A 24035-nucleotide genomic window follows, 5' to 3' on the forward strand; every position below is an offset into this window, starting at 1 on the left:
ATATTTATCATTAAAAGGTTGATATAAATTAAATTTAAGCTTTTTTAGTCTTTTTATTGGAAATATATCGGTAAGATTTGGCTGAAAATTTGCTGCTTATCTATGACTTTGAGCATAAAAGAGTAGTGATTTGAAATGAAATTTTGATTAAAAATTGCATATTTTATGAATTAATTGATTTAGGTCAAGATACGTAAATTCATAAAGCTACATAATGGGTTCAAACAACAAGCCAATTAACATTTCTTCAAAAAAGGAAATCACTATGAAACGCCAAGCCTTAGCTGCAATCATCGCTTCTGTATTCGCTTTGGCTGCTTGCGGTCAGCAAGCAGCAGAAAAACCGGCCGAACAGCCGGCTGCTACTGCAGAAGCTTCTGCATCTGCTGCTTCAACTGCTGAGCAATCTGCTGCTGCCGAAACCCCTGCTGGTGAGTTGCCGGTAATTGATGCAATTGTTACCCATGCACCTGAAGTGCCACCTGCCATCGATCGCGATCATCCTGCTAAAGTTCGTGTGAAAATGGAAACCGTAGAAAAAACCATGAAAATGGCTGACGGTGTGGATTACCACTACTGGACTTTCAATGGTGACGTTCCAGGCCAAATGATTCGTGTACGCGAAGGCGATACCGTAGAAGTAGAATTCTCTAACCATCCTTCTTCTACCGTTCCGCATAACGTTGACTTCCACGCTGCAACCGGTCCTGGCGGTGGTGCTGAAGCAACCTTTACTGCTCCTGGCCGCACTTCAACCTTCAGCTTTAAAGCATTGCAAGCCGGTTTGTACATTTACCACTGTGCGGTTGCGCCTGTGGGCATGCACATCGCCAACGGTATGTATGGTTTGATTTTGGTTGAACCTAAAGAAGGTCTGCCAAAAGTGGATAAAGAGTTCTACATCGTGCAAGGCGACTTCTATACCAAAGGTAAATACGGCGCCCAAGGTCTGCAAGCCTTTGATATGGACAAAGCAGTTAAAGAACAACCTGAATATGTTGTATTCAATGGTCACGTTGGCGCGATTGCTGGTGACAATGCACTGAAAGCCAAAACTGGTGATACTGTGCGTATGTACGTAGGTAACGGTGGTCCTAACTTGGTATCTTCATTCCACGTCATCGGCGAAATCTTCGACAAAGTATATGTTGAAGGCGGTAAACTGATTAACGAAAACGTACAAAGCACCATCGTTCCTGCCGGTGGCGCCGCAATCGTAGAATTTAAAGTGGATATCCCAGGCAGCTACACCTTGGTTGACCACTCTATCTTCCGCGCGTTCAACAAAGGTGCATTGGGTCAATTGAAAGTAGAAGGTGAAGAAAACCCAGAAATCATGACCAAAAAATTGAGCGATACTGAGTACAAACCTGCTGACGCACCTGCAGCCGCTGCCGCTTCTGCTCCAGCAGCACCTGCTCCGGCCGCTGAAGCCTCTGCACCACAAAATGCTTACTAATACACAGTAGCAATTGAAAGCAGTAAAGCAATAAAAAAGCCACTGTTATCTTGGCTCAAACTAGGATAACGGTGGCTTTTTACATAAATATAACAATACAGCGTGTTAACGCAAAAGGAATACCATCATGAAACGCCAAACCATCGCAGCCTTATTGGCATCCGTATTCGTATTGGCAGCCTGTTCCGGTTCTGAACCTGCTGCTGAAAAACCCGTAGAAACCGCGCCTGTGGCTGAAACTCCGGCCTCTGCTGAAGCTGTTCCCGCCGAACAACCAGCTGCTGAAGCACCAGCATCTACTGAAACTCCGGCACCGGCCGCCGAAGCCGAACCAGCTGCTGAAGCTGAGCCTGCCGCTGCTGCCGAATTGTCGCAAGACGAGCAAATCAAGTTGGGTAAGGCTGTTTATGATTCCAACTGTATGGCATGTCATGGCTTAGAAGGTAAAGGTGTGGAAGGTACATTCCCGCCATTGGAAAAATCGGATTACTTTGCCAAAGACAACACCAAACTGGTTCATGCTGTAACCAAAGGCGTGAATGGCGCAATTAAAGTGAACGGCAAAGAATACAACGGCGTGATGCCTGCTGTGCCATTAAGCGATCAAGACATTGCCAACGTAGTAACTTATGTTTTGAACAGCTTTGGTAATAATGGCGGTCAAGTATCTGCTGCCGAAGTGGCTGAAATCAAAAACAAATAACTCAGTTTCAGGCCGTCTGAAATCTTTCAGACGGCCTATCAAACCCTAAGTTTATTTTTCAGACGGCCTGATAAACACTATGCCGTCTGAAAAATAGATTTTCACCATAATCATAAAGGCACACATCATGAAAACCATTTCACTATTCGTTATGAGCTTATTGGTCTGTGGCAGCGCGATGGCGGCTGAAATGGCCACCATCGAGGCGGGCAGCTATCGTCCGCTGTATCTGAAAAAAGATACCCCGATGATTCATGTTAAGTCATTCAAAATCGACAAATATCCGGTAACCAATGCCGAGTTTGCCGAATTTGTGAAAAAGCATCCGCAATGGCAAAAAGGCAAGGCCAATAAAAAGCAAGTCGAGCCGACTTATTTGAAACATTGGAACCAAACCGGCAGCAACGCCTATGCGCCAAAACCTAATGAAATGAAACACCCAGTGACCAATGTTTCATGGTTTGCCGCCAATGCCTACTGCACTGCACAAGGCAAACGTCTGCCGACCATCGACGAATGGGAATTGGCCGGCTTGGCATCGGCCACTCAGAAAAACGGTTCTAACGAAGAAAGCTACAACCGCACCATCTTAGATTGGTATGCCGATGGCGGTCGCAATGGCTTGCGCAATGTCGGCATGGGTAAACCCAATTATTATGGCTTGCACGATATGCACGGCCTGATTTGGGAATGGACGGAAGATTTCAACAGCAGCCTGTTGAATTCCGGTTCGGCAGACAGCTCCATGTTCTGTAGCGGAGCCTCTTTGGGCTCGACCGATCCGACCAACTATGCCGCATTCTTGCGATTCGGTATCCGCACCAGCCTGCAACCCAAATACGGTTTGCATAATTTAGGTTTCCGCTGCGCCGCGTCAGCGAAATAAAGGTTTTTTGGCGTTTTATATCACCAAAGCAGCTTGGGCGATGTCGCAAGGCATCGCCACTTTTTTGTCGCTAAAGCAGCAAAGTTGCAATTAAAACGTGCAACATTATCCGAAATATGGCATAATTCAGCCATCTTTGAAAAAGATATCAGGAGTTTGCATCAGTTTCGGCTTGGCAAACTTGTCCGAACCTTAAAGGTTCTTTTTATTTTTGGAGTATTCCATCATGGCATTGACCGTAGAACAAAAAGCGCAAATCGTTAAAGATTTCCAACGTAAAGAAGGCGATACCGGTTCTTCTGAAGTACAAGTTGCATTGTTGACTTTCCGCATCAACGACTTGACCCCTCACTTCAAAGCTAACCCTAAAGACCACCACAGCCGTCGTGGCTTGTTGAAAATGGTGAGCGCGCGCCGTCGTCTGTTGACTTACTTGCGTCGTACCAAACCTGAAACTTACCGTAACGTAATTACTCGTTTGGGTCTGCGTAAATAATATTTATGCATTTGAAAACACCGCTTTTAAAGCGGTGTTTTTTATTTTAAAGGCCGAAACCTTTGCGAAACTCTTTCGAAAAGCTAGTACATATTAAACTGACGTCATTCCCGCGCAGGCGGGAATCCATTTTTCAGAATGACAAGCTTTTGAATAAAATAGGTTTCTTAGATATTGCGATGGATTCCCGCCTGCGCGGGAATGACGGCCTTTAGGGCTTCTTGAGGTTTTGCAAAAGTCTCAAGCGTCTAAAACTTGTGTTTCTGTTCAGACGGCCTTATAGTGAAGTCATATCAATCAAGGAGCGCAAGATGAAAGTGTACGATTTCGTGGTAAAAGATACCCAAGGTCAAGAAGTGAGCTTGAGCGATTATAAAGGCAAAGTATTGCTGATTGTGAACACCGCCACCCGTTGTGGCTTAACCCCGCAATATGAAGAATTGCAGCAACTCTATGCGCAATATGCCGAGCAGGGCTTGGAAATTTTGGATTTTCCATGCAACCAATTCCGTGAGCAAGCACCGGAAAGCAGTAGTGAGATTGCCCAAGTCTGCCAAATGAAATTCGGCACTAAATTCAAGATTTTCGATAAGATTGATGTCAACGGCGAAAATGCTGCGCCGCTTTATGTTTATCTCAAATCTGAAAAGCCGGAAGACAAGGCCAACCATGTATTCAAAGATTTATTGCTGAAACTGGCTTCGATTGGCGAGAAGCGTGAAGGCAGCGACATTAAATGGAATTTCACCAAATTTTTGGTCAACCGCAATGGAGAAGTCGTGGCGCGTTTTGCCCCGAGCGTGAAGCCGTCTGAAATTGAATCAGATATTCGCGCTTTACTGTAATAAATTTGCCCAGCAAAAAGGCCGTCTGAAAACCATGGTTTTCAGACGGCCTTTTTGTGATGCTTAACCGATTAAGCTGCGGTAATTTTACCGCGGCGGGTGAGCAAAGTAATCAAATCGCAAATGCGGGTTTTCATGTCGCGGCGGTCAACGATTTGGTCAATTGCGCCTTTTTCCAACAAGAATTCAGCACGTTGGAATCCTTCCGGCAAGGTTTCGCGTACCGTTTGTTCAATCACGCGCGGGCCGGCGAAGCCGATTAAGGCATTCGGTTCGGCCAAAACCACATCGCCCAAAAAGGCAAAGCTGGCCGATACGCCGCCCATGGTCGGGTCGGTCAACACGGAAATAAACGGCAGGCTTTTTTCGCTCAATAAATGCAGGGCGGCGCTGGTTTTGGTCATTTGCATCAACGAGTTGACACCTTCCTGCATACGCGCGCCACCTGAAGCGGCCACGCAGATAAACGGGCAATTGTCGGCCACAGCGCGGCGCACACCTTGCACAAAGCGTTCACCCACAACCGAACCCATCGAGCCGCCGATAAAGCGGAACTCAAACGCGGCAATCACCACCGGTAAGCCGTTCATGGTGCCTTTCATGACCACCATGGCATCGTCTTCACCGGTTTGTTTTTTGGCGGCGCTCAGGCGGTCAGGGTATTTTTTGCTGTCTTTAAACTTCAGCGCATCGGTCGGTTTTACTTGTGCGCCGATTTCTTCACGGCCGTTTTCATCCAGCAGCAGGTTTAAGCGTTCACGGGCGGACAAAGGATTGTGGTAGTTGCACTTGGTGCAGACCATATCGTTTTGTTTTAGCTCGGAAGAATAAATGGTCGCGGCGCAAGAAGGGCATTTGTGCCACAAGCCTTCCGGCACGGTAGATGATGCGTTTTCAGCACCATCGCGTTTAATTTTGGGTGGCAGGATTTTATCTAACCAACTCATGGATGACTCCTAAAGGATGTTTCAGACGGCCTTTAATCTTCAGGCGGATGTCTGGCTTAACGGATGGCGTCTTTTAATTCTTTCGCCAACAGGCCGACCGATTCTGCTTCGCGGCCTGCATTGTCTTCGATTTCTTTCACGATGCGGCTGCCGACAATCACAGCATCGGCCACAGCACTGATTTTGCGGGCGCTTTCGGCATTTTTGATGCCAAAACCGACGCCAATCGGAATGTCGATATATTTACGCAAAAGCTCTATTTTACGAGAAACTTCATCAGTATCCAAGCTGGCCGCACCAGTCACGCCTTTTAAGGAAACGTAATACACGAAGCCGCCGGCCAATTTGGCAATGGTTTGAATGCGTGCTTCGGTGGTGGTTGGGGCAATCAGGAAAATACAGTCGATGTCGCGTGATTCCAGTGCCTTTTGCAACGGTTCGATGGTTTCGACCGGAGAATCCACGGTCAACACGCCGTCCACACCGGCTTCGGCCGCAGCTTGGGCAAAGGTTTCATAGCCCATTTTGTGAATCGGGTTGAGATAGCCCATCAAAACCACCGGCGTGCGGCTGTTTTGTTCACGGAAACGGCGCACCACGCTCAACACATCTTTCAGCGAAACATGGTTTTTCAAAGCACGTTCGGCAGCGCGTTGAATGGTTGGGCCGTCGGCCATCGGGTCGGAAAAAGGCACGCCCAATTCTAAAATACCGGCACCGTTTTCCACCAAGCTGTGCATCAGTGCAAGCGTGGTGTCTGTATCAGGGTCGCCGACGGTGATATAGGGAATCAGGGCTTTGGCACCGTTTAAATCGGCAAAGGTTTGCTGGATTCTGCTCATCTTGTTCTCGTGTTCAAGCTCAGACGCTAAACGCAGCGCCTGCCTAAATGCAAATCAATAATCGTCTAAGTATAACATTGCCGCCTTGTAAATAGACAGGCCGTCTGAAAAAATTATTCATTTTCAGACGGCCTGTTTGGAGTGGGGCAGATTAATCGAGTTTGTGTTCGATGTAATCTTTGGTTTTGCTGCGCGGATCAACGCGGGTGACGGTGGTGTATTCGGCATCGATGATGTCGTCGTCTTTCGGTTGCGTTGATTGCTGGGTAAACGGATTGTGCGCGCGATTAGGATCGAAAGTGGCGGTATGCATGCTCATGTCGGCAATCGGTTTGCCTTTAATCGGCAGCAACAAAATCAGCGCGACCAGCATAGACGCAAAGCCCGGGCTCATCAACAGCAAACCGGCCAATGCAAAACGAATCGGCCACAAAAGCTGATACATGGAAATATCTTTGCCGCTGCGCATGGTCGCACCCACCAACAACACGCCCGACATACCGGTGCGGCGCAACATGAATACGCCGAGTGCAAAGCTGGCAATCATCAGCAAAAAGGTCAGGCCGCCACCGAGCCAATCGGCAACCCAAACAATTGACATGATTTCTAAAAAGATCAGTACCAAAAAGCCGATACCTAAAAATTGCATGGTTGGTTCCTTGTGGATTTTAGCGTTAGTTTGAGATATTAACATAAAGGTGTTTGCGCCGCCTTTCAAGGTGGCAAAATGTGAAAACGCGTAAGCTTATGTAGCAGTAAAAGTAAGTAAACGGAATGTTAAAGACTGGGCTTTAGGCGAGGATTATAGAGCTTGGATTTTTTACGTTTTAAAAGATGACTGAAACGGCTGGTTTGGATGAAAAGGCCGTCTGAAAAGCATTTCAGACGGCCTTTCAATATTTTTGCCAAACATACCGACCGCAATCACACCGACATTATGCGCCAAGCTCGGTCATGGCGGATAAACGGCAGATTTGGTATCCTTATGCCCTATGAACACACAGACACTTCTTACCATCTCAACTCGCTGCAAAACGATTTTGCTCATTGGTATGGTGGCGCTGCTCGCTGCCTGTGCTTCCAACCAAACCAAACCGGTGCCGGAAGGCTATTACCGCGTTCAATCCGGTGATACCTTATACCGCATCGCCAAGCGATACGGCCAAAATGTGCAAGCCTTGGCTGCTTGGAACAATTTGCCGAATTCTTCCAAAATTGAAGTTGGCCAAGTTTTACGAGTGCGCCGTGATGCCGCCGCCAATCCTTCCGCTTCACGTTCGGTGACACCGGTTAACCGCCTGCAACTGCAATGGCCGGTGGATAACGGCAGCAACAGCATTATTCAACGTTACAACGGCGTCACTAACAAAGGCATCGATATTTCAGGCTATCGCGGCCAAACCGTGAAAGCCGCTGCGGCCGGCCAAGTGATTTACGTTGGCGAAGGTGTGCGCGGCTACGGCAAATTGATTTTAATCAGCCACAACACTTCAACCATCACCGCCTATGCGCACAACGACAATATTTTGGTACAAAAAGACCAAAACGTGCGCGCCGGTCAGCCTATCGGCAATATGGGCAGCACCGACAGCGATCGCGTGAAGCTGCATTTTGAGGTGCGGATTAACGGTAAAGCAGTTGACCCGATGACACATTTGCCACGATAAGTTTTAAATAAATCATCAAAAGGCCGTCTGAAAACTAAGTTTTCAGACGGCCTTTTGATTGGTATTTATTTGAATACACATCAAGTTTTCGGTAAAGTCACGCCGGTTTGACCCATGTATTTGCCGTTGCGGTCTTTGTAAGATGTTTCGCACACTTCGTCGCTCTCAAAGAACAACACTTGCGCCACGCCTTCGCCGGCATAGATTTTGGCCGGAAGCGGGGTAGTGTTGGAAAATTCCAGCGTCACATAGCCTTCCCATTCCGGCTCAAACGGGGTGACGTTGACAATAATGCCGCAGCGGGCGTAAGTTGATTTGCCCAAGCACACGGTCAACACATTGCGCGGAATGCGGAAATATTCCACTGTGCGCGCCAGTGCGAATGAGTTTGGCGGAATGATGCAGCAATCGTCTTCGACGGTGACGAAGTTTTTCGGGTCGAAATTTTTCGGGTCGACGATGGTGCTGTTGATGTTGGTGAAAATTTTGAATTCGTTGGCGCAGCGGATGTCGTAGCCGTAGCTCGATGTGCCGTAGGAAATAATGCGCTGGCCGTTGATTTCTTTGATTTGGTTCGGTTCAAACGGCTCAATCATGCCGTGTTCTTCGCTCATGCGGCGAATCCATTTGTCTGATTTAATGCTCATGCTGATTCCTTGTAAGCGATGATGGTTTCAGACGGCCTATATAAAAAAGGCCGTCTGAATACTATTTTTTCTTAGGTTGATTGGTTAATTTGACGTCTTTCATCATGCCTTTATCAAAGGTGATGACAAACAACGGCTCGTTGTTTTGCGTGACTTGGAATTGACCTTCGGCAAAACCCTGCTTAAATTGGCCGGTTAACACCATATTATTCAGGCGGGTGCTGTTGACGGAAAACGGCTCGAGAAATACCGTTTTGCTGGTGTTGACGGTGTAAGTGCCTTTGCCTTCGAAGCGGCCGTTTTTAAACTGGCCTTGGTAGCTGCGACCGTCTTGGCAAGCCCAGCTGCCTTTGCCGTGTGGCGTATTGGCCTTATCTACTTCGCCTTCGTAACGGCAGCCCTTGATTTGGTAAGGGTCGATGACTGCCGCGTTTACCGGTTGCCACAATGCCAAGCCTAAAGGCAAAAACGCTAAATATTTCAACATAAACCACTCCTTAATGGTTTCAGACGGCCTATTGATCAGGCCGTCTGAAATTATTCCTGCCAGCCGCCTAAATAAGAAACCAATTCTTCCAACATAGTGCTGAGCGCTTCGGTCATCAAAATTTGCGAAGCAAAAGTCAGGCTGGCGGCATCATCGCCGTTGTTTTCCGCTTCTTCCTGCAACACATCCAAATACTGAATGCGCTTGAGCGTGAAATCCTGCGTCAGGATAAACGCAATCTGCTCGCGCCACACCAAGCCCAGTTGGGTCACTGTTTTGCCGTTTTTTACATGCTGCACCACTTCATCGGCGGTCAAATCCTGCTTGGATACTTTCACCGTTGGCACCACATCGCCCACGCCTTTGAGTTCGCAATCGCTGTCCAACTCAAAACCACCTTCGCAATGGCCATCAAGCAGCCAAGAAGTCATCAACGAAGAAGGCGACTGCTTGGTATTCGGTAGGCTCGCTTCCAAGCCGCCCAAGGCTTCGCGTAATTTGGTTAACAGATTTTCCGCTTTGGCAGAAGAAGCATTGTTCACCAGCAAATAACCATGCCGCGTATCCAACACCGCCTGCGTGCGGCTGGAACGGGTAAACGCGCGCGGCAGCAGGTCATCGGTGATGATGTCTTTCAATTCCTGCTTTTCCTTGCGGCCGACATTGCGCCCTTCATTGCTTTGGATTTCTAAAACTTTGTCGTCCAAAATATCGCGGATCACACCGGCAGGCAAGACTTTCTCTTCTTTTTTCAAAGCCACGCGCCAAGTGTAATCTGCCGGGAAAACCAATTCCGGCGAGAAAGAAACCGGTGCGGCAAAGCCTTCGCTGAACCAATCCAAACCTTGGCAATGGGTAAATTCCGCTTCGCCCAGTTTAGCCGCCAAAGTCTCCAATTCAGGCAGTTTTTCCTTGTTGACAGGGTAAAAACTGATTTGCTTAAACCACATCTGATTTTCCTTTCCTTAAAACGCCTTCATTATACAGATTTTAGCCGCAAAAATGGATAAAGGCCGTCTGAAAAACATGGCCTAATGAAAATAATCGCGCGGCTATGTTGACAGTATAAAACGGCTTAGGTATAGTCTCGTCTTCGGTTACGCGCCCATCGTCTAGAGGCCTAGGACACTGCCCTTTCACGGCGGCAACCGGGGTTCGAATCCCCGTGGGCGTGCCAGATTTCGATTAAAGCCCTGCTGGTTTCAGCAGGGCTTTAGTTTTTTTGTTTGATTAAACATGGTATCACATTTTCAGACGGCCTTTCCCATTTCACACAGTTTTCACGCTGCTGAAAATACTTCGGATTTGGTTTACAATACCGCTATTCATATTTTTAGCTATCGAGAGAGATTCATGTTAGACATCCAACTTTTGCGTAATGACACCCATGCGGTAGCGGCTCGTCTGGCGGCGCGTGGTTATGAATTTGACACGGCGCGTTTTCAGGCTTTGGAAGAGCAGCGTAAGGCGGTTCAGGTCAAGGCTGAGGAATTGCAGGCGGCGCGCAACAGTATTTCCAAGCAAATCGGTGCGCTCAAAGGTCAGGGCAAACATGATGAAGCTCAGGCGGCCATGGATCAGGTGGCACAAATTAAGGTGGATTTGGAGCAGGCTGCCAAGGATTTGGAGGCCGTGCAGCAGGAATTGGACGCTTGGTTGCTGACCATCCCGAATCTGCCGCATGAAAGCGTGCCTGCGGGTAAGGATGAAACGGAAAACGTGGAAGTGCGTAAAGTCGGCACGCCGCGTGAATTTGACTTTGAGATTAAAGACCATGTCGATTTGGGCGAACCGCTCGGCTTGGATTTTGAAGGCGGCGCGCGTTTGTCGGGTGCGCGTTTTACCGTGATGAAAGGTCAAATCGCGCGTTTGCACCGTGCCTTGGCGCAATTTATGTTGGATACGCACACGCTGCAACACGGCTACACCGAGCATTACACGCCGTATATCGTTGATGACGTAACCTTGCAGGGTACGGGACAGTTGCCGAAATTTGCCGAAGATTTGTTCCATGTGACCCGTGGCGGCGATGAGAGCAAGAAAACGCAATACCTGATTCCGACTGCGGAAGTGACGCTCACCAACACCGTGGCCGACAGCATTGTGGCCGACAGTGAATTGCCGCTGAAGCTGACCGCGCATTCGCCGTGTTTCCGTTCGGAAGCGGGTGCGTATGGCAAAGACGTGCGCGGTTTGATTCGCCAGCATCAGTTTGATAAGGTGGAAATGGTGCAAATCGTGCGTCCGGAAGATTCTTATCAGGCTTTGGAAGAGATGGTCGGCCATGCGGAAAACATCTTGAAAGCGTTGGAACTGCCTTACCGCGTGATTACCTTATGCACGGGCGACATGGGCTTTGGCGCAACCAAAACGTATGATTTGGAAGTGTGGGTGCCGGCGCAAAATACCTACCGCGAGATTTCCAGCTGTTCTAACTGCGAAGATTTCCAAGCACGCCGTATGAAAGCGCGTTTCAAAGATGAAAACGGCAAAAACCGTTTGGTGCATACTTTAAACGGTTCAGGTTTGGCAGTTGGCCGCACTTTGGTGGCTGTTTTGGAAAACCATCAAAACGCCGACGGCAGCATCAACATTCCTGCCGCCTTGCAGCCGTATATGGGTGGCGTGGCTAAGTTGGCAGTGAAGTAATTGAATTAAAGGTAAAGGCCGTCTGAAACTTGATGTTTCAGACGGCCTTTTTATTGGTTGGTTTATTTTTAGGTAAACAGGATAGTGTTTATCAGAAAATGCCATTCGCTTCTGATTTTATCCTAAGCGATTTTGTAATAACAAGGCCGTCTGAAATATTATTTTTCAGACGGCCTTGTTTATATTTTACCGCATCAAATCAAATTATTTCTTGGCTTCGTCAGCAAAGTATTTGGCTTTGATTTGCTCGTATTCGCCGCTTTCGCGTACTTTTTTCAATGCGTCGTTCAGCATTTGAACAGTAGCTTCGTCGCCTTTGCGGGCAGCAATGCCGTAGTTTTCAACGGTGAAATCAGGCAGGGTGATGAAGTCCATGCCTTTGGTCGGGTTGTTTTTCACATAGTTGGCAATCACAGCGCTGTCGCTCACTACGGCATCCAAACCGCCGTTTTCCAATTCTTTGATCACCAATGGCACGGTTTCAAAGCGGGCGATTTTCGGGCTGTCGTTGCCTAACAGTTTAGATACAGAGAAGTCGCCGGTGTAGCCGGTTACCACGCCGACTTTGTTCAGGTTTTTCAAATCTTCTGATGAAGAAATCGGTTTGCCTTGCGGTACCAACACCACTTGGGTAATTTCAAAATACGGATCGGTGAAGTCCATCGATTGTTTGCGGTCGTCGGTGATGGTTACACCTGACATCACGATATCCACGTCGCCGTTGTTCAATGCTGGGAACAGGCTTTCCCAAGGCTGGTGTTTGTATTCCACTTTGAAGTTGCCGGCTTTGGCCATGGCATCCATCAAGTCAACATCGAAGCCTTCCACTTTACCGTTGGCATCGCGTGATTCAAATGGCGCGAATTCGGCATTCATGGCTACGCGGTATACTTTATTTGGGTCGGCAGCAGCAGGTGCAGCGGCGGTGGTGTCTTTGCTTTGGCCGCTGCATGCGCCCAAGGTCAGTGCCGAGCAGGCGATGGCTGCGGCAATCCATTTTTTCATGTTCATGGTGAGTCTCCTCTATGTGGTGAATCGAAATTAAATAAAATAAAGCGCGATTTTAGCATAAGTCTATAATGACAGGGCAATGCGCAGCATAAACTTTTTGCCGTTTATCCGCTTGAATCAGCGTTCTTTTTCACGGAAAAAGGCGTAAGTCACGTCGTGGAACAAATCCGTGTGCGGACTGTCTTCGTAGTTGAGTTCGGCCAAAGCGTCTTCAAACGCCAGTTGGATGGATTCGACCACGTCTTGAGCGGTGTCGCCGGGCAGGGCGCGAATCAGGCCTTTGAGTGCGGTGGCCAAAACGTGATTCTGCATACGCAAAACTTCGTTTGACTCTTCCAAAAATTCTAATCGTTGCTCAATGCTGCTCATGTCTATTCCTTAGGAATCTGATAGAATGCCGCATTATAGCAAATCAAGCGGTTTGATTGCGAAACGGAAATTGCAACGAGATAAAAATGGATACCAAAAAGCCAAATCCTTCATCACAAACGGAAAACGATTTCAACTGGGAACGCCGGTTGGAACAATTACGCCAGACCCGTCAGATTAACGCGCCCTACACCCACGCGCCCTTGATTCGCGAATCGAAAGACCTGCGCCAGAATGTTGCCGCCAAAGCCGACAAACCTTATGAACTCGATCAAAAATCGCGCGATAAGGTATTGCGGGAATACATGCGCAAATGGCAGGAAGAGCATAATGCCGAAGTGGCGCAGCATGAAGACATCGAAACCGACGATATGGTGCTGCTACAGGAAAACTGGTTGAGCGCGCAAAACGCCTTGCAAATGCGTGCATCCGAGAAACACATCGAATCGACCCGCACCGTGTGGCTAAATCCGAAACGTCAAACCGTAGAATTTCCCGAGCCGCAAACCGAAAGCGAAGACACCATGCCGTCTGAAAAGATGAATGAAACTGATCATTCAGACGGCCTCGATGATGTGGCCGAACAAAAAATAGTGGTGAATATCAATGTATTGAATCCGCAGAACATCGGCCGCCGAGAAGTGTTTTGCATCTCCGAACAAGAATTGGCCGAGCGCCTGATCAAGCGCATGCGTCCGCACGTGACCGATGCGGTCAACGGCATGATTCGCGTGGCGCTGCAAAAACAAATGGCTTTGCTCTCTTACAATTTGCAGCAAACCTTAAACGAACAAGCGCCGGCCTTGGTGGAGGATTTGCTCGATCACAATGTCAAAAAAGTGTTGGCTGATTTAAAATACGAAATGAAATACAAGCGTGAGAAGTAAACCGAATGAATAAATGGATTTGGATTGTCATTGCCGCTGCGGCGTTTTTCGGCTATCAAAAATGGCAGGATACGACGCAACAGCCGAAGCAGGGGCAAACGCAGTCAAGGCCGTCTGCACAAGATCAAACACGTTCCGGCAGTGCAACGGGCAGCACCAATGCCGAATCCGTGTTGCAGAGCGCATTTGAACAACGACGCAACAACCTGCAAATTGAAGGCGAGGGCGTAGTGAAAAAGACCTTGCCGGACGACAATAAAGGCTCGCGCCATCAACGCTTTATCTTGAAATTATCCAGCGGCCAAACCTTATTGGTGGCACACAATATTGACTTAGCCGACAAAATCAAAGGCTTGAAAAAAGGCGACACCGTGCGCTTTTATGGCGTGTACGAATGGTCGGAACAAGGCGGCGTGATTCATTGGACGCACCATGACCCAAATGGTCGGCATATTGATGGCTGGTTGAAACACAACGGCAAGGTTTATCAATAATTGTTTGAGGACGTCTGAAACCATATGCTTTCAGACGGCCTGAGTTATTCAGAAATAGAATAGCTGATGTTAGCTTTATTTTAATAACGAATATCTGATTTTGTGCGGCTTTTGTTCTTGAAACCAAAGCAAAATCGGCGCAAAATATTAACAAATTACATGCAGGCCGATACAGCAAACACCATGCTGCTTTTTTTATTTCCGTTTTCAGACGGCCTTGGACATTCAGGATTCAACCATGACGAAAAAGCTTCACCCGCAAACCTTGGCCATCCGCGCCGGCAAAGAGCAAACCGCTTACAACGAACACAACCAAGCATTGTTTTTAACCAGTAGTTTTATGTGGGAAAGTGCGGCGCACGCGGCGGATTTGTTTTCCAAAAAGGTAAAAGGATTCACCTACACCCGTACTGCCAACCCGACCACTGCTGCTTTTGAAAAACGCGTGGCGGCTTTGGAAGGTGCTGAGCGCGCAGTGGCGACATCGAGCGGTATGTCGGCGATTCAGGCGGCATTTTTAACTTTTTTGAGTGCGGGCGACCATGTGATTTGCAGCCGCGGTTTGTTCGGTACGACCGTCGGTTTTATCGATACCGTGGTGCAGCGCTTCGGTATCGAGGTAAGCTATGTGTCGACCGTTGATGTGGCCGAATGGCGTGCAGCAGTAAAGGGTAACACCAAGCTGTTTTTTTTGGAAACACCGTCTAACCCTTTGAGTGAAGTCGCCGATTTGCCGGCCTTGGCGGCGTTGGCACACGAAAACGAAGCTTTACTGGTGGTGGATAACAGTTTGATGTCGCCATTCGGACAACAACCTTTGCAATGCGGTGCTGACATTTCCGTGCAATCCGCAACCAAAGCGATTGACGGCCACGGCCGTCTGGCAGGCGGTGTGTTGTCCGGTTCGGAAGCCTTGATGAATCAGGTGGCGGTATATGCCAACTCTTGCGGTTTGGCGATTTCGCCGTTTAATTCGTTTGAATTGTTGAGCGGTATTGAAACGCTTTCCATCCGCATGGAAAAACAATTCGACAATGCGTTGAAGGTGGTGCAATGGCTGCAACAGCAACCACAGGTGAATGCGGTATATTACGCCGGTTTGCCCGACCATCCGCAGCGTGAACTGGTTGAGCGCCAGCAAAACGGCGGTGGCATTGTGGTCGGTTTCGAACTGGCCGACCAAGATGCGGCTTGGAAGGTGATTGACAGTGTGAATGTATTTTCACGTACGACCAACTTAGGTGATGTACGCTCGACCATTACCCATCCGTGGACAACCACCCACGCGCGTATGTCGCCGGAAGACAAGCTTGCCGCCGGCATCCGACAAGGCTTGGTGCGTTTGTCGGTCGGCTTAGAATATATTGATGATTTGATTGATGATTTGAATCAGGCTTTACGTGCTTGATGTGCGGATTATTCTGTTTCAGACGGCCTTTTGTAAGCAACGGCGCCGTCTGAAAAATTAGTGAGAATCATAAGGAGTGGTTATGGATGAAGCGGTATTTTCCGCATGGGCATTGAAAATTTGCCTGACAGTATTGGTGATTTTTCTTGGTTTTATTGTGTGGAATTTAGGCAAAGAGTCAAAAGCCGGAAAATTCGGCATGATCATGCTGTTTCTAGTGTTGGGCTTGGGTGTGTTTGGCTTTTTGTTCAAAGAATTATTGATCAGTTTTTTGGTGTTGCCAAAGTAATGGCAGCGGGTAGTATGAATTAAAGTTTTTTTTGATTGTTTAACCGGTTTTTTAAAAATAATGACAATCCTTAAATTATTTAAATGTTATATTCAGTAAAGGTAATGAATTGAGTTAATGAAAGGAATCATTCATATGAAAACCGTTAATTCAGCCCATACTGCCCTATTGGTGGCAATATTGGCTTTGGGCGGTTGTGCCATTCCGGTTTATGAAGGAGTGGCTGTTCAGCCAGTTCCGGTTGTTATCGGTGTGCATGATGTCGATCGCAGTTTGGTAAAAAATAACGGTAAAGTGCATGTTTGTAGTATGACTCCGTTTACTCAAACTTATCGAAGCGAACATAGTAGTTTGGGGCGTGCCAAATTGGAGGTGCGCAAACAGTGTTTGGCCCGACATCATGAAATGTTCTGCAAACCCCGTGATATTAGTTGTGAAACATATGACTAAATCAAATAAAACAATATGATTATTATGAAACAGGCCGTCTGAATTTTCAGACGGCCTGTTGTTTGGAAGCCTCGTATTTTTCAAAATTTAAATCCAAGTGAGCGGATGGAGGTCATTGGGAAATGATGCGACGTAAGTGACCGCTATGAGTTAGACAAATGCCGTAATAGCGGCCAAACCATATTGGATTATTTCGGTTTTCAAAAGTCATCCCCGAATACAAACCAAAATCACTGGCTTCGCTTTAGGTGTTTCTGATAGGGGGGGTTAAGCTTTTAGTGCCGCAGCTTCTTTTGCCAAGCGGGTGATGCTATCCCAGTCCTTATTTTGCACTGCTTCTTTTGGAGTCAGCCATGAGCCGCCGACACACAATACATTCGGCAAGGCCAAGTATTCAGGTGCGCTTTCCAAAGTGATACCGCCGGTCGGGCAGAAGCGGATATCAGGGTAAGGACCAAACAAAGCTTTGAGCATGGCTTTGCCGCCAACCACTTCGGCGGGGAACAGCTTCAGGGTATCGATGCCGTGTTCCAAGGCCAATTGCACTTCGCCCGGTGTCGCTACGCCCGGAATCAGCGGAATGCTGCTTTGATGGCTGGCTTTAGCCAAGGTTTCATGCAATCCCGGGCTGATGGCGAAGAGTGCACCGGCATCTTCCACGGCTTTGAGTTGTTCGGGGTTGGTTACCGTGCCTGCGCCGACGATGGCGTTAGGCACTTCTTTGGCGATAAGGCGGATGGCATCCACGCCGACCGGTGTGCGCAAAGTAATTTCCAGCGTGGGAATGCCGCCTTCAACCAAGGCGTGTGCCAAGTCAACGGCCGTAGATAAATCGTCAATCGCCATCACAGGGATAACAGCACCTGCGCTTAAGATTTCGCGTGGGGTGAGTGTTGCAGACATGTTTGTTCCTTGAAAATAAGTTCGCTTCGTTAATAGGTTTCAGACGGCGTTGAAGATTCATCAGCAGGCCGTCTGAAAAAGATTCAGGCAAATTCGCCGCCGAAACTCATGGCGCCGGTTTCTGCCGAGCTGGTCATGCTGCGGAAGTTGGCAAACAATTCTCGCCCGCAACCTTGCTGGTTGGCGCTCAAATCGATTTGCTCGACTTCGCGTGCTGCCCATTCGGCTTCGTTGGTTAAGACGTTCAGTTCGCCGGTCACAGAATCAAAACGGATTAAATCGCCGGTGCGGATTTTGCCGATGCCGCCGCCCATCAAGGCTTCAGGGGTCATGTGGATGGCAGCCGGCACTTTGCCTGATGCGCCCGACATACGGCCGTCGGTCAGCAGGGCAACGCTGAAACCGCGGTCTTGTAAAATGCCCAAAGGTGGGGTGAGTTTGTGCAATTCCGGCATACCGTTGGCACGCGGGCCTTGGTAGCGCACCACGCACACGAAATCGCGCTCGAGTTCGCCGCGATCAAAAGCTTGCAATACTTCGCGCTGGTCGTTGAACACGATGGCAGGGGCTTCGATGATGCGGCAGCCTTCGCGGATGGCCGATACTTTAATCACACCGCGGCCGATGTTGCCTTGCATCAGGCGCAAACCGCCGTCAGGTGAGAACGGATTGTCGATTTTGCGCAAGATGTCGTCATTGCCGCTTTCGGTTGGTGCTTCGCGCCATTCCAGTTTGCCGTCAATTAAGAACGGCTCTTGGGTGTAGTGGCGCATGCCGTGGCCGACTACGGTGTCAACATCGTCATGCAGCAAACCTGCATCCAGCAATTCGCGAATCACAAACGGCAAACCGCCGGCTGCAGCAAAGTGGTTGACGTCGGCTTTACCGTTCGGATACACGCGAATCATCAATGGAATAATAGAAGAAATTTCGTCAAAATCATCCCAGTTCAAAATCACACCGGCCGCACGCGCCATGGCGACTAAGTGCATGGTGTGGTTGGTCGAACCCCCGGTCGCCATCAGGCCGATCAGGGCATTGATGAATGATTTTTCCGTCAACATTTCGCCCAATGGCAGGGCAGTGCCGTTGCGGATGCCTTGTGCCAAGTGGGCGGCGCTGTAGCGGGTAAGGGCTTCGCGCAAATCGGTATAAGGATGCACAAATGCGGCCGCCGGTAAATGCACGCCCATCATTTCCATCATCATTTGGTTGGAATTGGCGGTGCCGTAGAAGGTGCAGGTGCCGGGGCTGTGGTACGAGCCCATTTCGCTTTCGAGTAGGGCATCGCGGCCTACTTTGCCTTCGGCAAACAATTGGCGGGTACGCGCTTTGTCTTTATTGCTGATGCCGCTGGCCATCGGGCCTGCCGGTAAAAATACTGCCGGAACATGACCGAACGACAAAGCACCAATCATCAGGCCGGGTACGATTTTGTCACACACACCCATATACAGGCCGCCGTCGAACATTTGATGCGACATGCCCACTGCCGTGCTCATTGCAATCACATCGCGCGAGAACAAAGACAATTCCATACCGGCATAACCTTGTGTGATGCCGTCACACATGGCCGGTGTGCCGCCGGCAACTTGCGCGGTGGCGCCGTATTTTTGTGCTTCGTCCTTAATCCAATCAGGGAAATCTTTAAATGGTTGGTGCGCCGAAACCATGTCGTTGTAAGCGGTGATGATGCCTAAGTTTGGCACGGTTTCCTGCAGCATTTCGATTTTGATGCTTTTCGGCATGGAAGCATAGCCGTGGGCAAGGTTGCTGCAGCCCAATTGATTGCGCTCCAAGCGGCCTTGTTGTTTGGCAGCGCGGATTTTGGCTAAATATTTAGCACGCGTTTCTTGGCTACGGTCAATGATACGCTGGGTAATTTCCGCCAGTTTGGGATGGATAGGAGTGTGGCTCATGTATGGCTCCTTTTTTGGCCGTCATGCGGCTCGGTTTTGTATGGGCGGCTGCTGAGGCCGTCTGAAAGAATGGAAACTGATATAATATAATCAATATTATAATACAAATATTGTAGTTTTGTTACAGTTAATCTGATTTATCTGTATGAAATTTGATGCAAGTCTTAGTTTTGGTCAATTGTAAGCAACTGTAATCGCGAATGTGTTAAAAACTTAAACTAGGTCAAATAAATTCTGAAAATGGCGATAGACAAAATCTGTAGCAGTGTGTAGTATTACTACTAATTTGCTGGTTTCGCTGGATTTTCAACGGGCAATACGCAATTAAATTATCAACATGCTTCAATGTATCTGATTTTATGCGGATTTGTCACGTTAAGGTTTGTGGGTTTTATAAAAAATATTTCTTAAAAATGGCAGGTAATGCCTCTTCTTGATGAAAGATGGAACATGAGTACTCAAACAAATTTTGATTTGGTGTTGTTCGGTGCAACAGGCGACTTAGCTATGCGCAAATTGCTGCCGTGTCTGTATCAGGCACATGTGGCCGGATTGTTGAATCCGCAAGGGCGCATTTTGGGTGTAAGTCGCAGCGAAATGGATACCGAAAGCTTTTTGGCTAAAGTCGAAACCAACTCAAAAATCCATGTGAAACAAAATTTTTCTGATGAACAATGGGCATCTTTCATCAAACGCATCGAATATCTTACTGTTGACGTTACCCGCTCTGAAGACTTCGCCGCTTTGGGCGAAAAAGTCAAATCCCGTGCAGAAACCGAAAGTGTGGTGGTTTATCTTTCAACCGCCCCGAAATTCTTTGCACAAGCCTGTGAAAATCTGGCAGCGGTAGGCTTGAATGCCGACAATGTGCGTGTGGTATTGGAAAAACCGCTGGGCACCGATTTGGCATCGTCACAACAAATCAATAATGATGTGGGTAAATACTTCAAAGAAGAACAAATCTACCGCATCGATCATTACTTGGGCAAAGAAAGCCTGCAAAACGTATTGGCCTTTCGCTTTGCCAACGTGATGTTCGAGCCGATGTGGAATAATAAATATATTAAAAGCGTGCAACTCACCATCGCTGAGCAATTGGGCGTGGAAGAGCGTGGCGAGTTTTATGACATCACCGGTGCCTTGCGTGACATGGTGCAAAACCACTTGATGCAAATGTTGTGCATGACCGCGATGGAACCGCCAAAAAGCTTGGATGCCGATGATGTGCGCGATGAAAAAGTAAAAGTGATTAAGTCGTTGAAACCATTGACCATTGAATCGGTAAATGAAAATGTGGTTCGCGGTCAATACACTGAAGCAGGCGACATGAAAGGTTATCTGCAGGAAGTGGATGTGCCGGCTGAAAGCTTCACTGAAACTTATGTGGCCATTAAAGCCGAGATTGACAATGAACGTTGGCAGGGTGTGCCGTTTTATTTGCGTACCGGCAAACGCATGGCCGATAAAGTGGCCGAAATTGTGTTGAATTTCCGTGATTTAGACAACCATATTTTCCCGAACAGCAAGCCGTTTGCCAACCGCTTGGTGATTGAGTTGCAGCCGTTTGATTCCGTGCGCTTGTGTGCGCAAGTGAAAACGCCGGGTGCGGGCAATAATGTCGAAGTAACACCGATGACCATCGATTTGGATAAACAGTTGGCAGGCCGCCGTCCGGAGGCTTACGAGCGTTTGTTGCTGGATGTGATTAACGGCCATCTGGCCTTGTTCAACCGCCGTGACGAATTGGAAGCAGCATGGGAATATGTGATGCCGATTTTGGATAACTGGGCGCAAAATACCCAAGCGCCACACGGTTATGCCGCTCATTCATGGGGTCCTGAAGCAGCGCGCGAATTGTTGGCGCGCGACGGCAACAAGTGGCACGAAGAGCAGTAATATTTTTCAGACGGCCTTCAATTGAATAGGCCGTCTGAAAATATGTTGTCGGTTGGAAGAATCGTTCAGATGGTTTAAAGATTACATATTGATTAGGCTGTCTGAAATGATTGCCAAGTGTTATACCCGTCTTGATTCAATCAAGAATTCACTTAATGTTTCAGACGGCCTATTGATTTGAAGGCCGACTGAACAACGAAAGGAGCGCACGATGTTTACTTGGCACGAATATGAAAACGCAGCAGTTGCCTCCCGCGCACAAGCGGATGCGGTGGCGATCGAATTGCAAAATGCCTTAAATGAAAAAGGCAATGCCGTATTGGCGGTATCCGGCGGCCGCTCGCCAATTGCTTTTTTTGAAGCCTTGTCGCAAAAAGACTTGGATTGGGCCAATGTGAGCATCGGCTTGGTGGATGAGCGCATTGTGCCGACCACTCACCCTGACAGCAATACCCGTTTGGTACGCGAACATTTGCTGCAAAACAAAGCTGCTGCAGCGCAGTGGATTCCAATGATAGAAGACGGTAAAGCTGAAATTGAATTACGTCCGCAAGCTGTGGTGGACTACGCTTTGAAACAATACAAGCATCCTGATGTGCTGGTGTTGGGCATGGGCGGCGATGGCCATACCGCTTCGTTGTTCCCGCAAGCGCCGCAATTGCCGGAAGCGATTAATCTGGAAAACAATCTGACCCTGATTCATACCACACCAATCACCGCGCCACACGAGCGCGTGAGCATGACCTTGGATGCGATTTTGAATACCTTGAATGTGTTTTTGGCCATTCAGGGTACAGATAAAAAAGCCGTGTTTGACAAAGCAGCGGAAGAGCCAAATGAAACATACCCAATCAGCCTGATTTTAAATAACGAAAGAGTGGATTGCCATGTCTTCTATACCAACTGATTACCCACGTTTAGTTGCCGATATCGGCGGTACCAATGCCCGCTTTGCGCTGGAAGTTGCGCCGCAGCAAATTGAGCAGGCACATGTGTTGCCGTGTAAGGATTACGACACCATTGTCGATGCCGCACGCGAATACCTGCGCTTGACCGGCCAGCCGAATGTTGCCCATGCCGCAGTGGCGATTGCCAATCCGATTGTCGGCGATTGGGTGCAGATGACCAACCACCACTGGGCGTTTTCCATTGAAACCACCCGTCAGGCATTGGGCTTGGAAACCTTGATCTTCCTGAACGATTTCACTGCACAAGCCTTGGCTGTGACCCAAACCGAAGACAAAGATTTGGTGCAAATCGGCGGTCAGGCACCAGCTGAACACCAACCTAAAGCCGTGATTGGACCGGGCACCGGTTTGGGCGTGAGCGGTTTAGTACACAGTCCGGCCGGTTGGGTGGCGTTGGCAGGCGAGGGCGGTCATACCAGCTTCCCGCCGTTTGACGACATGGAAGTCACCATTTGGCAATACGCCAAAAACAAATACGGCCATGTTTCTGCCGAGCGTTTCTTGAGCGGCGCGGGCTTGAGCCTGATTTACGAAGCCTTGGCTGCCAAAGAAAAAGCCAAACCAAGCAAACTGACGCCGTCTGAAATTACCGATCGCGCCTTGAGCGGCACATCGCCTTTGTGCCGTCAGACATTAGATATTTTCTGTGCCATGTTGGGCACGGTTGCCTCGAATCTGGCGTTGACTTTGGGCGCGCGCGGTGGTGTATATTTGTGCGGCGGCATCATTCCGCGTGTGTTGGATTATTTTAAAAATTCATCATTCCGCAGCCGCTTTGAAAATAAAGGCCGTTTTGAAGCCTATTTGGCTGCCATTCCGGTGTATGTTGTGTTAAGTGAGTTCCCGGGTATCACCGGCGCAGCTGCGGCTTTGGATAATCATTTGAAAAATTGTTTAAGCAAATAAATTTGCAGTGCAGAAAACCAGTCTGTCACATTGCGATAATGGAGAGGGATTTACCATCATGTTAAGTAAAATCAGTGAGTCATTGCCGAACTTGTCCGGCGCGGAACGTAAAGTCGCCGAATCTGCCTTAGCTGAACCAAAATGGTTTGTGCATGCGGCGGTGGCGGAAATCGCCGAGCGCGCTTCGGTTAGTCAGCCGACGGTAATCCGTTTCTGCCGCAGCTTGGGCTATAAAGGTTTGCCGGAATTCAAATTGGCTTTGTCGGCCAGTATCGGCCACGAGGGCATGCCTTATGTGCATGAAGAATTGAATGCCGATGACGACATGAATAATGTGGTGGAAAAGGTATTGGGCAACGCTGCTGCGTCTTTATTGGGCGAGCGCCGTTACCTGAAAGAGGCGGAATTAGAAAACGCCATCGCAACCTTAATGCACGCCCGTCGCGTTGAATTTTACGGCGTGGGTAACTCCGGTATTGTGGCGCAAGATGCGCAGCATAAATTTTTCCGTTTCGGCATTTCAACCGTCGCCTATGTGGACACCCACACCCAACTGATGGCGGCATCGGTGTTGACCGATAAAGATGTGCTGGTGGCGATTTCGAACACCGGTTCGTCAATTGAATTGCTGGATGCGGTCAGCATTGCCAAGCAAAATGGTGCGGCCGTGATTGCGGTGACGCGTGCGGAATCACCGTTGGCGCAATTGGCTGATTGCGTATTAAGCGTGGCCACGCAGGAAAATGCCGAGCTTTACACGCCGATGGTGTCGCGCCTGCTGCAATTGGCGGTGATCGACATTTTGGCCATCGGCTTGGCCTTACGCTTGGGCGACCAAGCCAGTCTGCAACTGCAAAAAAGTAAAAGAAGTATTCACAATAAACATGTTGAATATGATAAAGACTAA

26 protein-coding genes and 1 tRNA gene are annotated in these 24035 nt (G+C 48.5%); 17 read left to right on the top strand and 10 right to left on the bottom strand.

Annotation, left to right across the window (positions count from 1 at the left end):
• Positions 1 to 265 precede the first annotated feature (265 nt).
• From nirK to GJV52_RS08670, 5 genes are all read left to right on the top strand, one after another.
• The gene (nirK, locus tag GJV52_RS08650; RefSeq protein WP_095503570.1) at positions 266 to 1459 is read left to right on the top strand and encodes a copper-containing nitrite reductase; all 1194 of its coding nucleotides are present in this window, start codon (positions 266 to 268) and stop codon (positions 1457 to 1459) included.
• Between the two features lie 127 nt (positions 1460 to 1586).
• Positions 1587 to 2162: a c-type cytochrome gene (locus tag GJV52_RS08655; protein ID WP_100562927.1), complete on the top strand. Its 576-nt coding sequence runs from the start codon at positions 1587 to 1589 to the stop codon at positions 2160 to 2162.
• Positions 2163 to 2289: 127 nt separating this feature from the next.
• Positions 2290 to 3048 carry a formylglycine-generating enzyme family protein gene (locus GJV52_RS08660; RefSeq protein ID WP_095503572.1) on the top strand — a complete coding sequence of 253 codons (759 nt, stop codon included), beginning with the start codon at positions 2290 to 2292 and terminating at the stop codon, positions 3046 to 3048.
• A gap of 226 nt (positions 3049 to 3274) precedes the next feature.
• Positions 3275 to 3544, top strand: coding sequence for a 30S ribosomal protein S15 (gene rpsO / locus GJV52_RS08665; RefSeq protein WP_095503573.1), 270 nt, complete (start codon positions 3275 to 3277; stop codon positions 3542 to 3544).
• A gap of 311 nt (positions 3545 to 3855) precedes the next feature.
• Positions 3856 to 4389 (top strand): glutathione peroxidase, encoded by a 534-nt coding sequence (locus GJV52_RS08670; protein WP_100562926.1) that lies wholly within the window; start codon positions 3856 to 3858, stop codon positions 4387 to 4389.
• A gap of 71 nt (positions 4390 to 4460) precedes the next feature.
• Here GJV52_RS08670 and accD read toward each other — a convergent pair whose 3' ends face one another.
• The 3 genes from accD to GJV52_RS08685 all read right to left on the bottom strand — a co-directional run bounded on the left by accD (position 4461) and on the right by GJV52_RS08685 (position 6827).
• The gene (gene accD, locus GJV52_RS08675) at positions 4461 to 5336 is read right to left on the bottom strand and encodes an acetyl-CoA carboxylase, carboxyltransferase subunit beta (RefSeq protein WP_095502489.1); all 876 of its coding nucleotides are present in this window, start codon (positions 5334 to 5336) and stop codon (positions 4461 to 4463) included.
• Between the two features lie 56 nt (positions 5337 to 5392).
• Positions 5393 to 6178, bottom strand: coding sequence for a tryptophan synthase subunit alpha (gene trpA, locus GJV52_RS08680; RefSeq protein WP_095502488.1), 786 nt, complete (start codon positions 6176 to 6178; stop codon positions 5393 to 5395).
• Positions 6179 to 6329: 151 nt separating this feature from the next.
• The gene (locus GJV52_RS08685; protein ID WP_095502487.1) at positions 6330 to 6827 is read right to left on the bottom strand and encodes an FxsA family protein; all 498 of its coding nucleotides are present in this window, start codon (positions 6825 to 6827) and stop codon (positions 6330 to 6332) included.
• Positions 6828 to 7170: 343 nt separating this feature from the next.
• Here GJV52_RS08685 and GJV52_RS08690 point away from each other — a divergent pair, with 343 nt between their 5' ends.
• Positions 7171 to 7845 (top strand): murein hydrolase activator EnvC family protein, encoded by a 675-nt coding sequence (locus GJV52_RS08690; RefSeq protein WP_100562923.1) that lies wholly within the window; start codon positions 7171 to 7173, stop codon positions 7843 to 7845.
• Positions 7846 to 7925: 80 nt separating this feature from the next.
• On the opposite strand, the gene dcd is transcribed toward GJV52_RS08690, so the two are convergent.
• The 3 genes from dcd to GJV52_RS08705 form a co-directional block, all read right to left on the bottom strand.
• Positions 7926 to 8492 carry a dCTP deaminase gene (dcd, locus tag GJV52_RS08695; RefSeq protein ID WP_095502485.1) on the bottom strand — a complete coding sequence of 189 codons (567 nt, stop codon included), beginning with the start codon at positions 8490 to 8492 and terminating at the stop codon, positions 7926 to 7928.
• Positions 8493 to 8553: 61 nt separating this feature from the next.
• On the bottom strand, positions 8554 to 8979 hold the full coding sequence (locus GJV52_RS08700; protein ID WP_095502484.1) for an MORN repeat-containing protein: 426 nt from the start codon (positions 8977 to 8979) through the stop codon (positions 8554 to 8556).
• A gap of 50 nt (positions 8980 to 9029) precedes the next feature.
• Positions 9030 to 9929 carry a recombination-associated protein RdgC gene (locus GJV52_RS08705; RefSeq protein WP_100562920.1) on the bottom strand — a complete coding sequence of 300 codons (900 nt, stop codon included), beginning with the start codon at positions 9927 to 9929 and terminating at the stop codon, positions 9030 to 9032.
• Positions 9930 to 10080: 151 nt separating this feature from the next.
• Here GJV52_RS08705 and GJV52_RS08710 point away from each other — a divergent pair.
• Both GJV52_RS08710 and serS read left to right on the top strand, forming a co-directional pair.
• Positions 10081 to 10156, top strand: a tRNA-Glu gene (locus GJV52_RS08710).
• A gap of 176 nt (positions 10157 to 10332) precedes the next feature.
• The gene (gene serS / locus GJV52_RS08715) at positions 10333 to 11628 is read left to right on the top strand and encodes a serine--tRNA ligase (RefSeq protein ID WP_100562918.1); all 1296 of its coding nucleotides are present in this window, start codon (positions 10333 to 10335) and stop codon (positions 11626 to 11628) included.
• A 204-nt stretch (positions 11629 to 11832) separates the two neighbouring features.
• Here the strand turns inward: serS and GJV52_RS08720 are convergent, their stop codons facing one another.
• Both GJV52_RS08720 and GJV52_RS08725 read right to left on the bottom strand, forming a co-directional pair.
• A complete protein-coding gene (locus GJV52_RS08720) occupies positions 11833 to 12639 on the bottom strand; it encodes a basic amino acid ABC transporter substrate-binding protein (protein WP_095502481.1) in 807 nt (268 codons plus the stop codon).
• Positions 12640 to 12756: 117 nt separating this feature from the next.
• Complete coding sequence (locus tag GJV52_RS08725; RefSeq protein ID WP_100562916.1) at positions 12757 to 13008, bottom strand: NGO1151 family protein; 252 nt, start codon at positions 13006 to 13008, stop codon at positions 12757 to 12759.
• An 86-nt stretch (positions 13009 to 13094) separates the two neighbouring features.
• Here GJV52_RS08725 and GJV52_RS08730 point away from each other — a divergent pair, with 86 nt between their 5' ends.
• From GJV52_RS08730 to GJV52_RS08750, 5 genes are all read left to right on the top strand, one after another.
• Complete coding sequence (locus tag GJV52_RS08730) at positions 13095 to 13895, top strand: hypothetical protein (RefSeq protein WP_100562914.1); 801 nt, start codon at positions 13095 to 13097, stop codon at positions 13893 to 13895.
• Between the two features lie 5 nt (positions 13896 to 13900).
• The gene (locus GJV52_RS08735; RefSeq protein ID WP_100562912.1) at positions 13901 to 14389 is read left to right on the top strand and encodes a DUF3465 domain-containing protein; all 489 of its coding nucleotides are present in this window, start codon (positions 13901 to 13903) and stop codon (positions 14387 to 14389) included.
• 238 nt (positions 14390 to 14627) lie between these two features.
• Positions 14628 to 15797 (top strand): O-succinylhomoserine sulfhydrylase, encoded by a 1170-nt coding sequence (gene metZ / locus GJV52_RS08740; RefSeq protein ID WP_100562910.1) that lies wholly within the window; start codon positions 14628 to 14630, stop codon positions 15795 to 15797.
• Between the two features lie 82 nt (positions 15798 to 15879).
• The gene (locus GJV52_RS08745; protein ID WP_095502476.1) at positions 15880 to 16086 is read left to right on the top strand and encodes a DUF2788 domain-containing protein; all 207 of its coding nucleotides are present in this window, start codon (positions 15880 to 15882) and stop codon (positions 16084 to 16086) included.
• A 135-nt stretch (positions 16087 to 16221) separates the two neighbouring features.
• The gene (locus tag GJV52_RS08750; RefSeq protein WP_195690034.1) at positions 16222 to 16536 is read left to right on the top strand and encodes a hypothetical protein; all 315 of its coding nucleotides are present in this window, start codon (positions 16222 to 16224) and stop codon (positions 16534 to 16536) included.
• A gap of 267 nt (positions 16537 to 16803) precedes the next feature.
• Here the strand turns inward: GJV52_RS08750 and GJV52_RS08755 are convergent, their stop codons facing one another.
• Both GJV52_RS08755 and edd read right to left on the bottom strand, forming a co-directional pair.
• Positions 16804 to 17439: a bifunctional 4-hydroxy-2-oxoglutarate aldolase/2-dehydro-3-deoxy-phosphogluconate aldolase gene (locus GJV52_RS08755; protein WP_100562908.1), complete on the bottom strand. Its 636-nt coding sequence runs from the start codon at positions 17437 to 17439 to the stop codon at positions 16804 to 16806.
• Between the two features lie 83 nt (positions 17440 to 17522).
• Positions 17523 to 19358 carry a phosphogluconate dehydratase gene (edd, locus tag GJV52_RS08760; RefSeq protein ID WP_100562906.1) on the bottom strand — a complete coding sequence of 612 codons (1836 nt, stop codon included), beginning with the start codon at positions 19356 to 19358 and terminating at the stop codon, positions 17523 to 17525.
• Positions 19359 to 19808: 450 nt separating this feature from the next.
• Between edd and zwf the strand changes: the two genes are divergently transcribed.
• From zwf to GJV52_RS08780, 4 genes are all read left to right on the top strand, one after another.
• Entirely contained in the window at positions 19809 to 21254 is a 1446-nt protein-coding gene (gene zwf / locus GJV52_RS08765) for a glucose-6-phosphate dehydrogenase (RefSeq protein ID WP_100562904.1), read from the top strand.
• Positions 21255 to 21465: 211 nt separating this feature from the next.
• On the top strand, positions 21466 to 22161 hold the full coding sequence (gene pgl, locus GJV52_RS08770; RefSeq protein WP_100562902.1) for a 6-phosphogluconolactonase: 696 nt from the start codon (positions 21466 to 21468) through the stop codon (positions 22159 to 22161).
• Positions 22142 to 23128, top strand: a complete 987-nt coding sequence (locus GJV52_RS08775) for a glucokinase (RefSeq protein ID WP_095502471.1) — start codon at positions 22142 to 22144, stop codon at positions 23126 to 23128. Before pgl ends, GJV52_RS08775 begins: the two co-directional genes overlap by 20 nt.
• A gap of 58 nt (positions 23129 to 23186) precedes the next feature.
• A complete protein-coding gene (locus GJV52_RS08780; protein ID WP_095502470.1) occupies positions 23187 to 24035 on the top strand; it encodes an SIS domain-containing protein in 849 nt (282 codons plus the stop codon).

The sequence above is a fragment of the Neisseria brasiliensis genome, from assembly GCF_009671065.1.
Lineage (GTDB): Bacteria > Pseudomonadota > Gammaproteobacteria > Burkholderiales > Neisseriaceae > Neisseria > Neisseria brasiliensis.

Bases quoted from the DNA above. Each gene is read 5' to 3' on its own strand.
- nirK (WP_095503570.1), top strand. From the start codon at position 266: ATGAAACGCCAAGCCTTAGCTGCAATCATCGCTTCTGTATTCGCTTTG.
- GJV52_RS08655 (WP_100562927.1), top strand. From the start codon at position 1,587: ATGAAACGCCAAACCATCGCAGCCTTATTGGCATCCGTATTCGTATTG.
- GJV52_RS08660 (WP_095503572.1), top strand. From the start codon at position 2,290: ATGAAAACCATTTCACTATTCGTTATGAGCTTATTGGTCTGTGGCAGC.
- rpsO (WP_095503573.1), top strand. From the start codon at position 3,275: ATGGCATTGACCGTAGAACAAAAAGCGCAAATCGTTAAAGATTTCCAA.
- GJV52_RS08670 (WP_100562926.1), top strand. From the start codon at position 3,856: ATGAAAGTGTACGATTTCGTGGTAAAAGATACCCAAGGTCAAGAAGTG.
- accD (WP_095502489.1), bottom strand. From the start codon at position 5,336: ATGAGTTGGTTAGATAAAATCCTGCCACCCAAAATTAAACGCGATGGT.
- trpA (WP_095502488.1), bottom strand. From the start codon at position 6,178: ATGAGCAGAATCCAGCAAACCTTTGCCGATTTAAACGGTGCCAAAGCC.
- GJV52_RS08685 (WP_095502487.1), bottom strand. From the start codon at position 6,827: ATGCAATTTTTAGGTATCGGCTTTTTGGTACTGATCTTTTTAGAAATC.
- GJV52_RS08690 (WP_100562923.1), top strand. From the start codon at position 7,171: ATGAACACACAGACACTTCTTACCATCTCAACTCGCTGCAAAACGATT.
- dcd (WP_095502485.1), bottom strand. From the start codon at position 8,492: ATGAGCATTAAATCAGACAAATGGATTCGCCGCATGAGCGAAGAACAC.
- GJV52_RS08700 (WP_095502484.1), bottom strand. From the start codon at position 8,979: ATGTTGAAATATTTAGCGTTTTTGCCTTTAGGCTTGGCATTGTGGCAA.
- GJV52_RS08705 (WP_100562920.1), bottom strand. From the start codon at position 9,929: ATGTGGTTTAAGCAAATCAGTTTTTACCCTGTCAACAAGGAAAAACTG.
- serS (WP_100562918.1), top strand. From the start codon at position 10,333: ATGTTAGACATCCAACTTTTGCGTAATGACACCCATGCGGTAGCGGCT.
- GJV52_RS08720 (WP_095502481.1), bottom strand. From the start codon at position 12,639: ATGAACATGAAAAAATGGATTGCCGCAGCCATCGCCTGCTCGGCACTG.
- GJV52_RS08725 (WP_100562916.1), bottom strand. From the start codon at position 13,008: ATGAGCAGCATTGAGCAACGATTAGAATTTTTGGAAGAGTCAAACGAA.
- GJV52_RS08730 (WP_100562914.1), top strand. From the start codon at position 13,095: ATGGATACCAAAAAGCCAAATCCTTCATCACAAACGGAAAACGATTTC.
- GJV52_RS08735 (WP_100562912.1), top strand. From the start codon at position 13,901: ATGAATAAATGGATTTGGATTGTCATTGCCGCTGCGGCGTTTTTCGGC.
- metZ (WP_100562910.1), top strand. From the start codon at position 14,628: ATGACGAAAAAGCTTCACCCGCAAACCTTGGCCATCCGCGCCGGCAAA.
- GJV52_RS08745 (WP_095502476.1), top strand. From the start codon at position 15,880: ATGGATGAAGCGGTATTTTCCGCATGGGCATTGAAAATTTGCCTGACA.
- GJV52_RS08750 (WP_195690034.1), top strand. From the start codon at position 16,222: ATGAAAACCGTTAATTCAGCCCATACTGCCCTATTGGTGGCAATATTG.
- GJV52_RS08755 (WP_100562908.1), bottom strand. From the start codon at position 17,439: ATGTCTGCAACACTCACCCCACGCGAAATCTTAAGCGCAGGTGCTGTT.
- edd (WP_100562906.1), bottom strand. From the start codon at position 19,358: ATGAGCCACACTCCTATCCATCCCAAACTGGCGGAAATTACCCAGCGT.
- zwf (WP_100562904.1), top strand. From the start codon at position 19,809: ATGAGTACTCAAACAAATTTTGATTTGGTGTTGTTCGGTGCAACAGGC.
- pgl (WP_100562902.1), top strand. From the start codon at position 21,466: ATGTTTACTTGGCACGAATATGAAAACGCAGCAGTTGCCTCCCGCGCA.
- GJV52_RS08775 (WP_095502471.1), top strand. From the start codon at position 22,142: ATGTCTTCTATACCAACTGATTACCCACGTTTAGTTGCCGATATCGGC.
- GJV52_RS08780 (WP_095502470.1), top strand. From the start codon at position 23,187: ATGTTAAGTAAAATCAGTGAGTCATTGCCGAACTTGTCCGGCGCGGAA.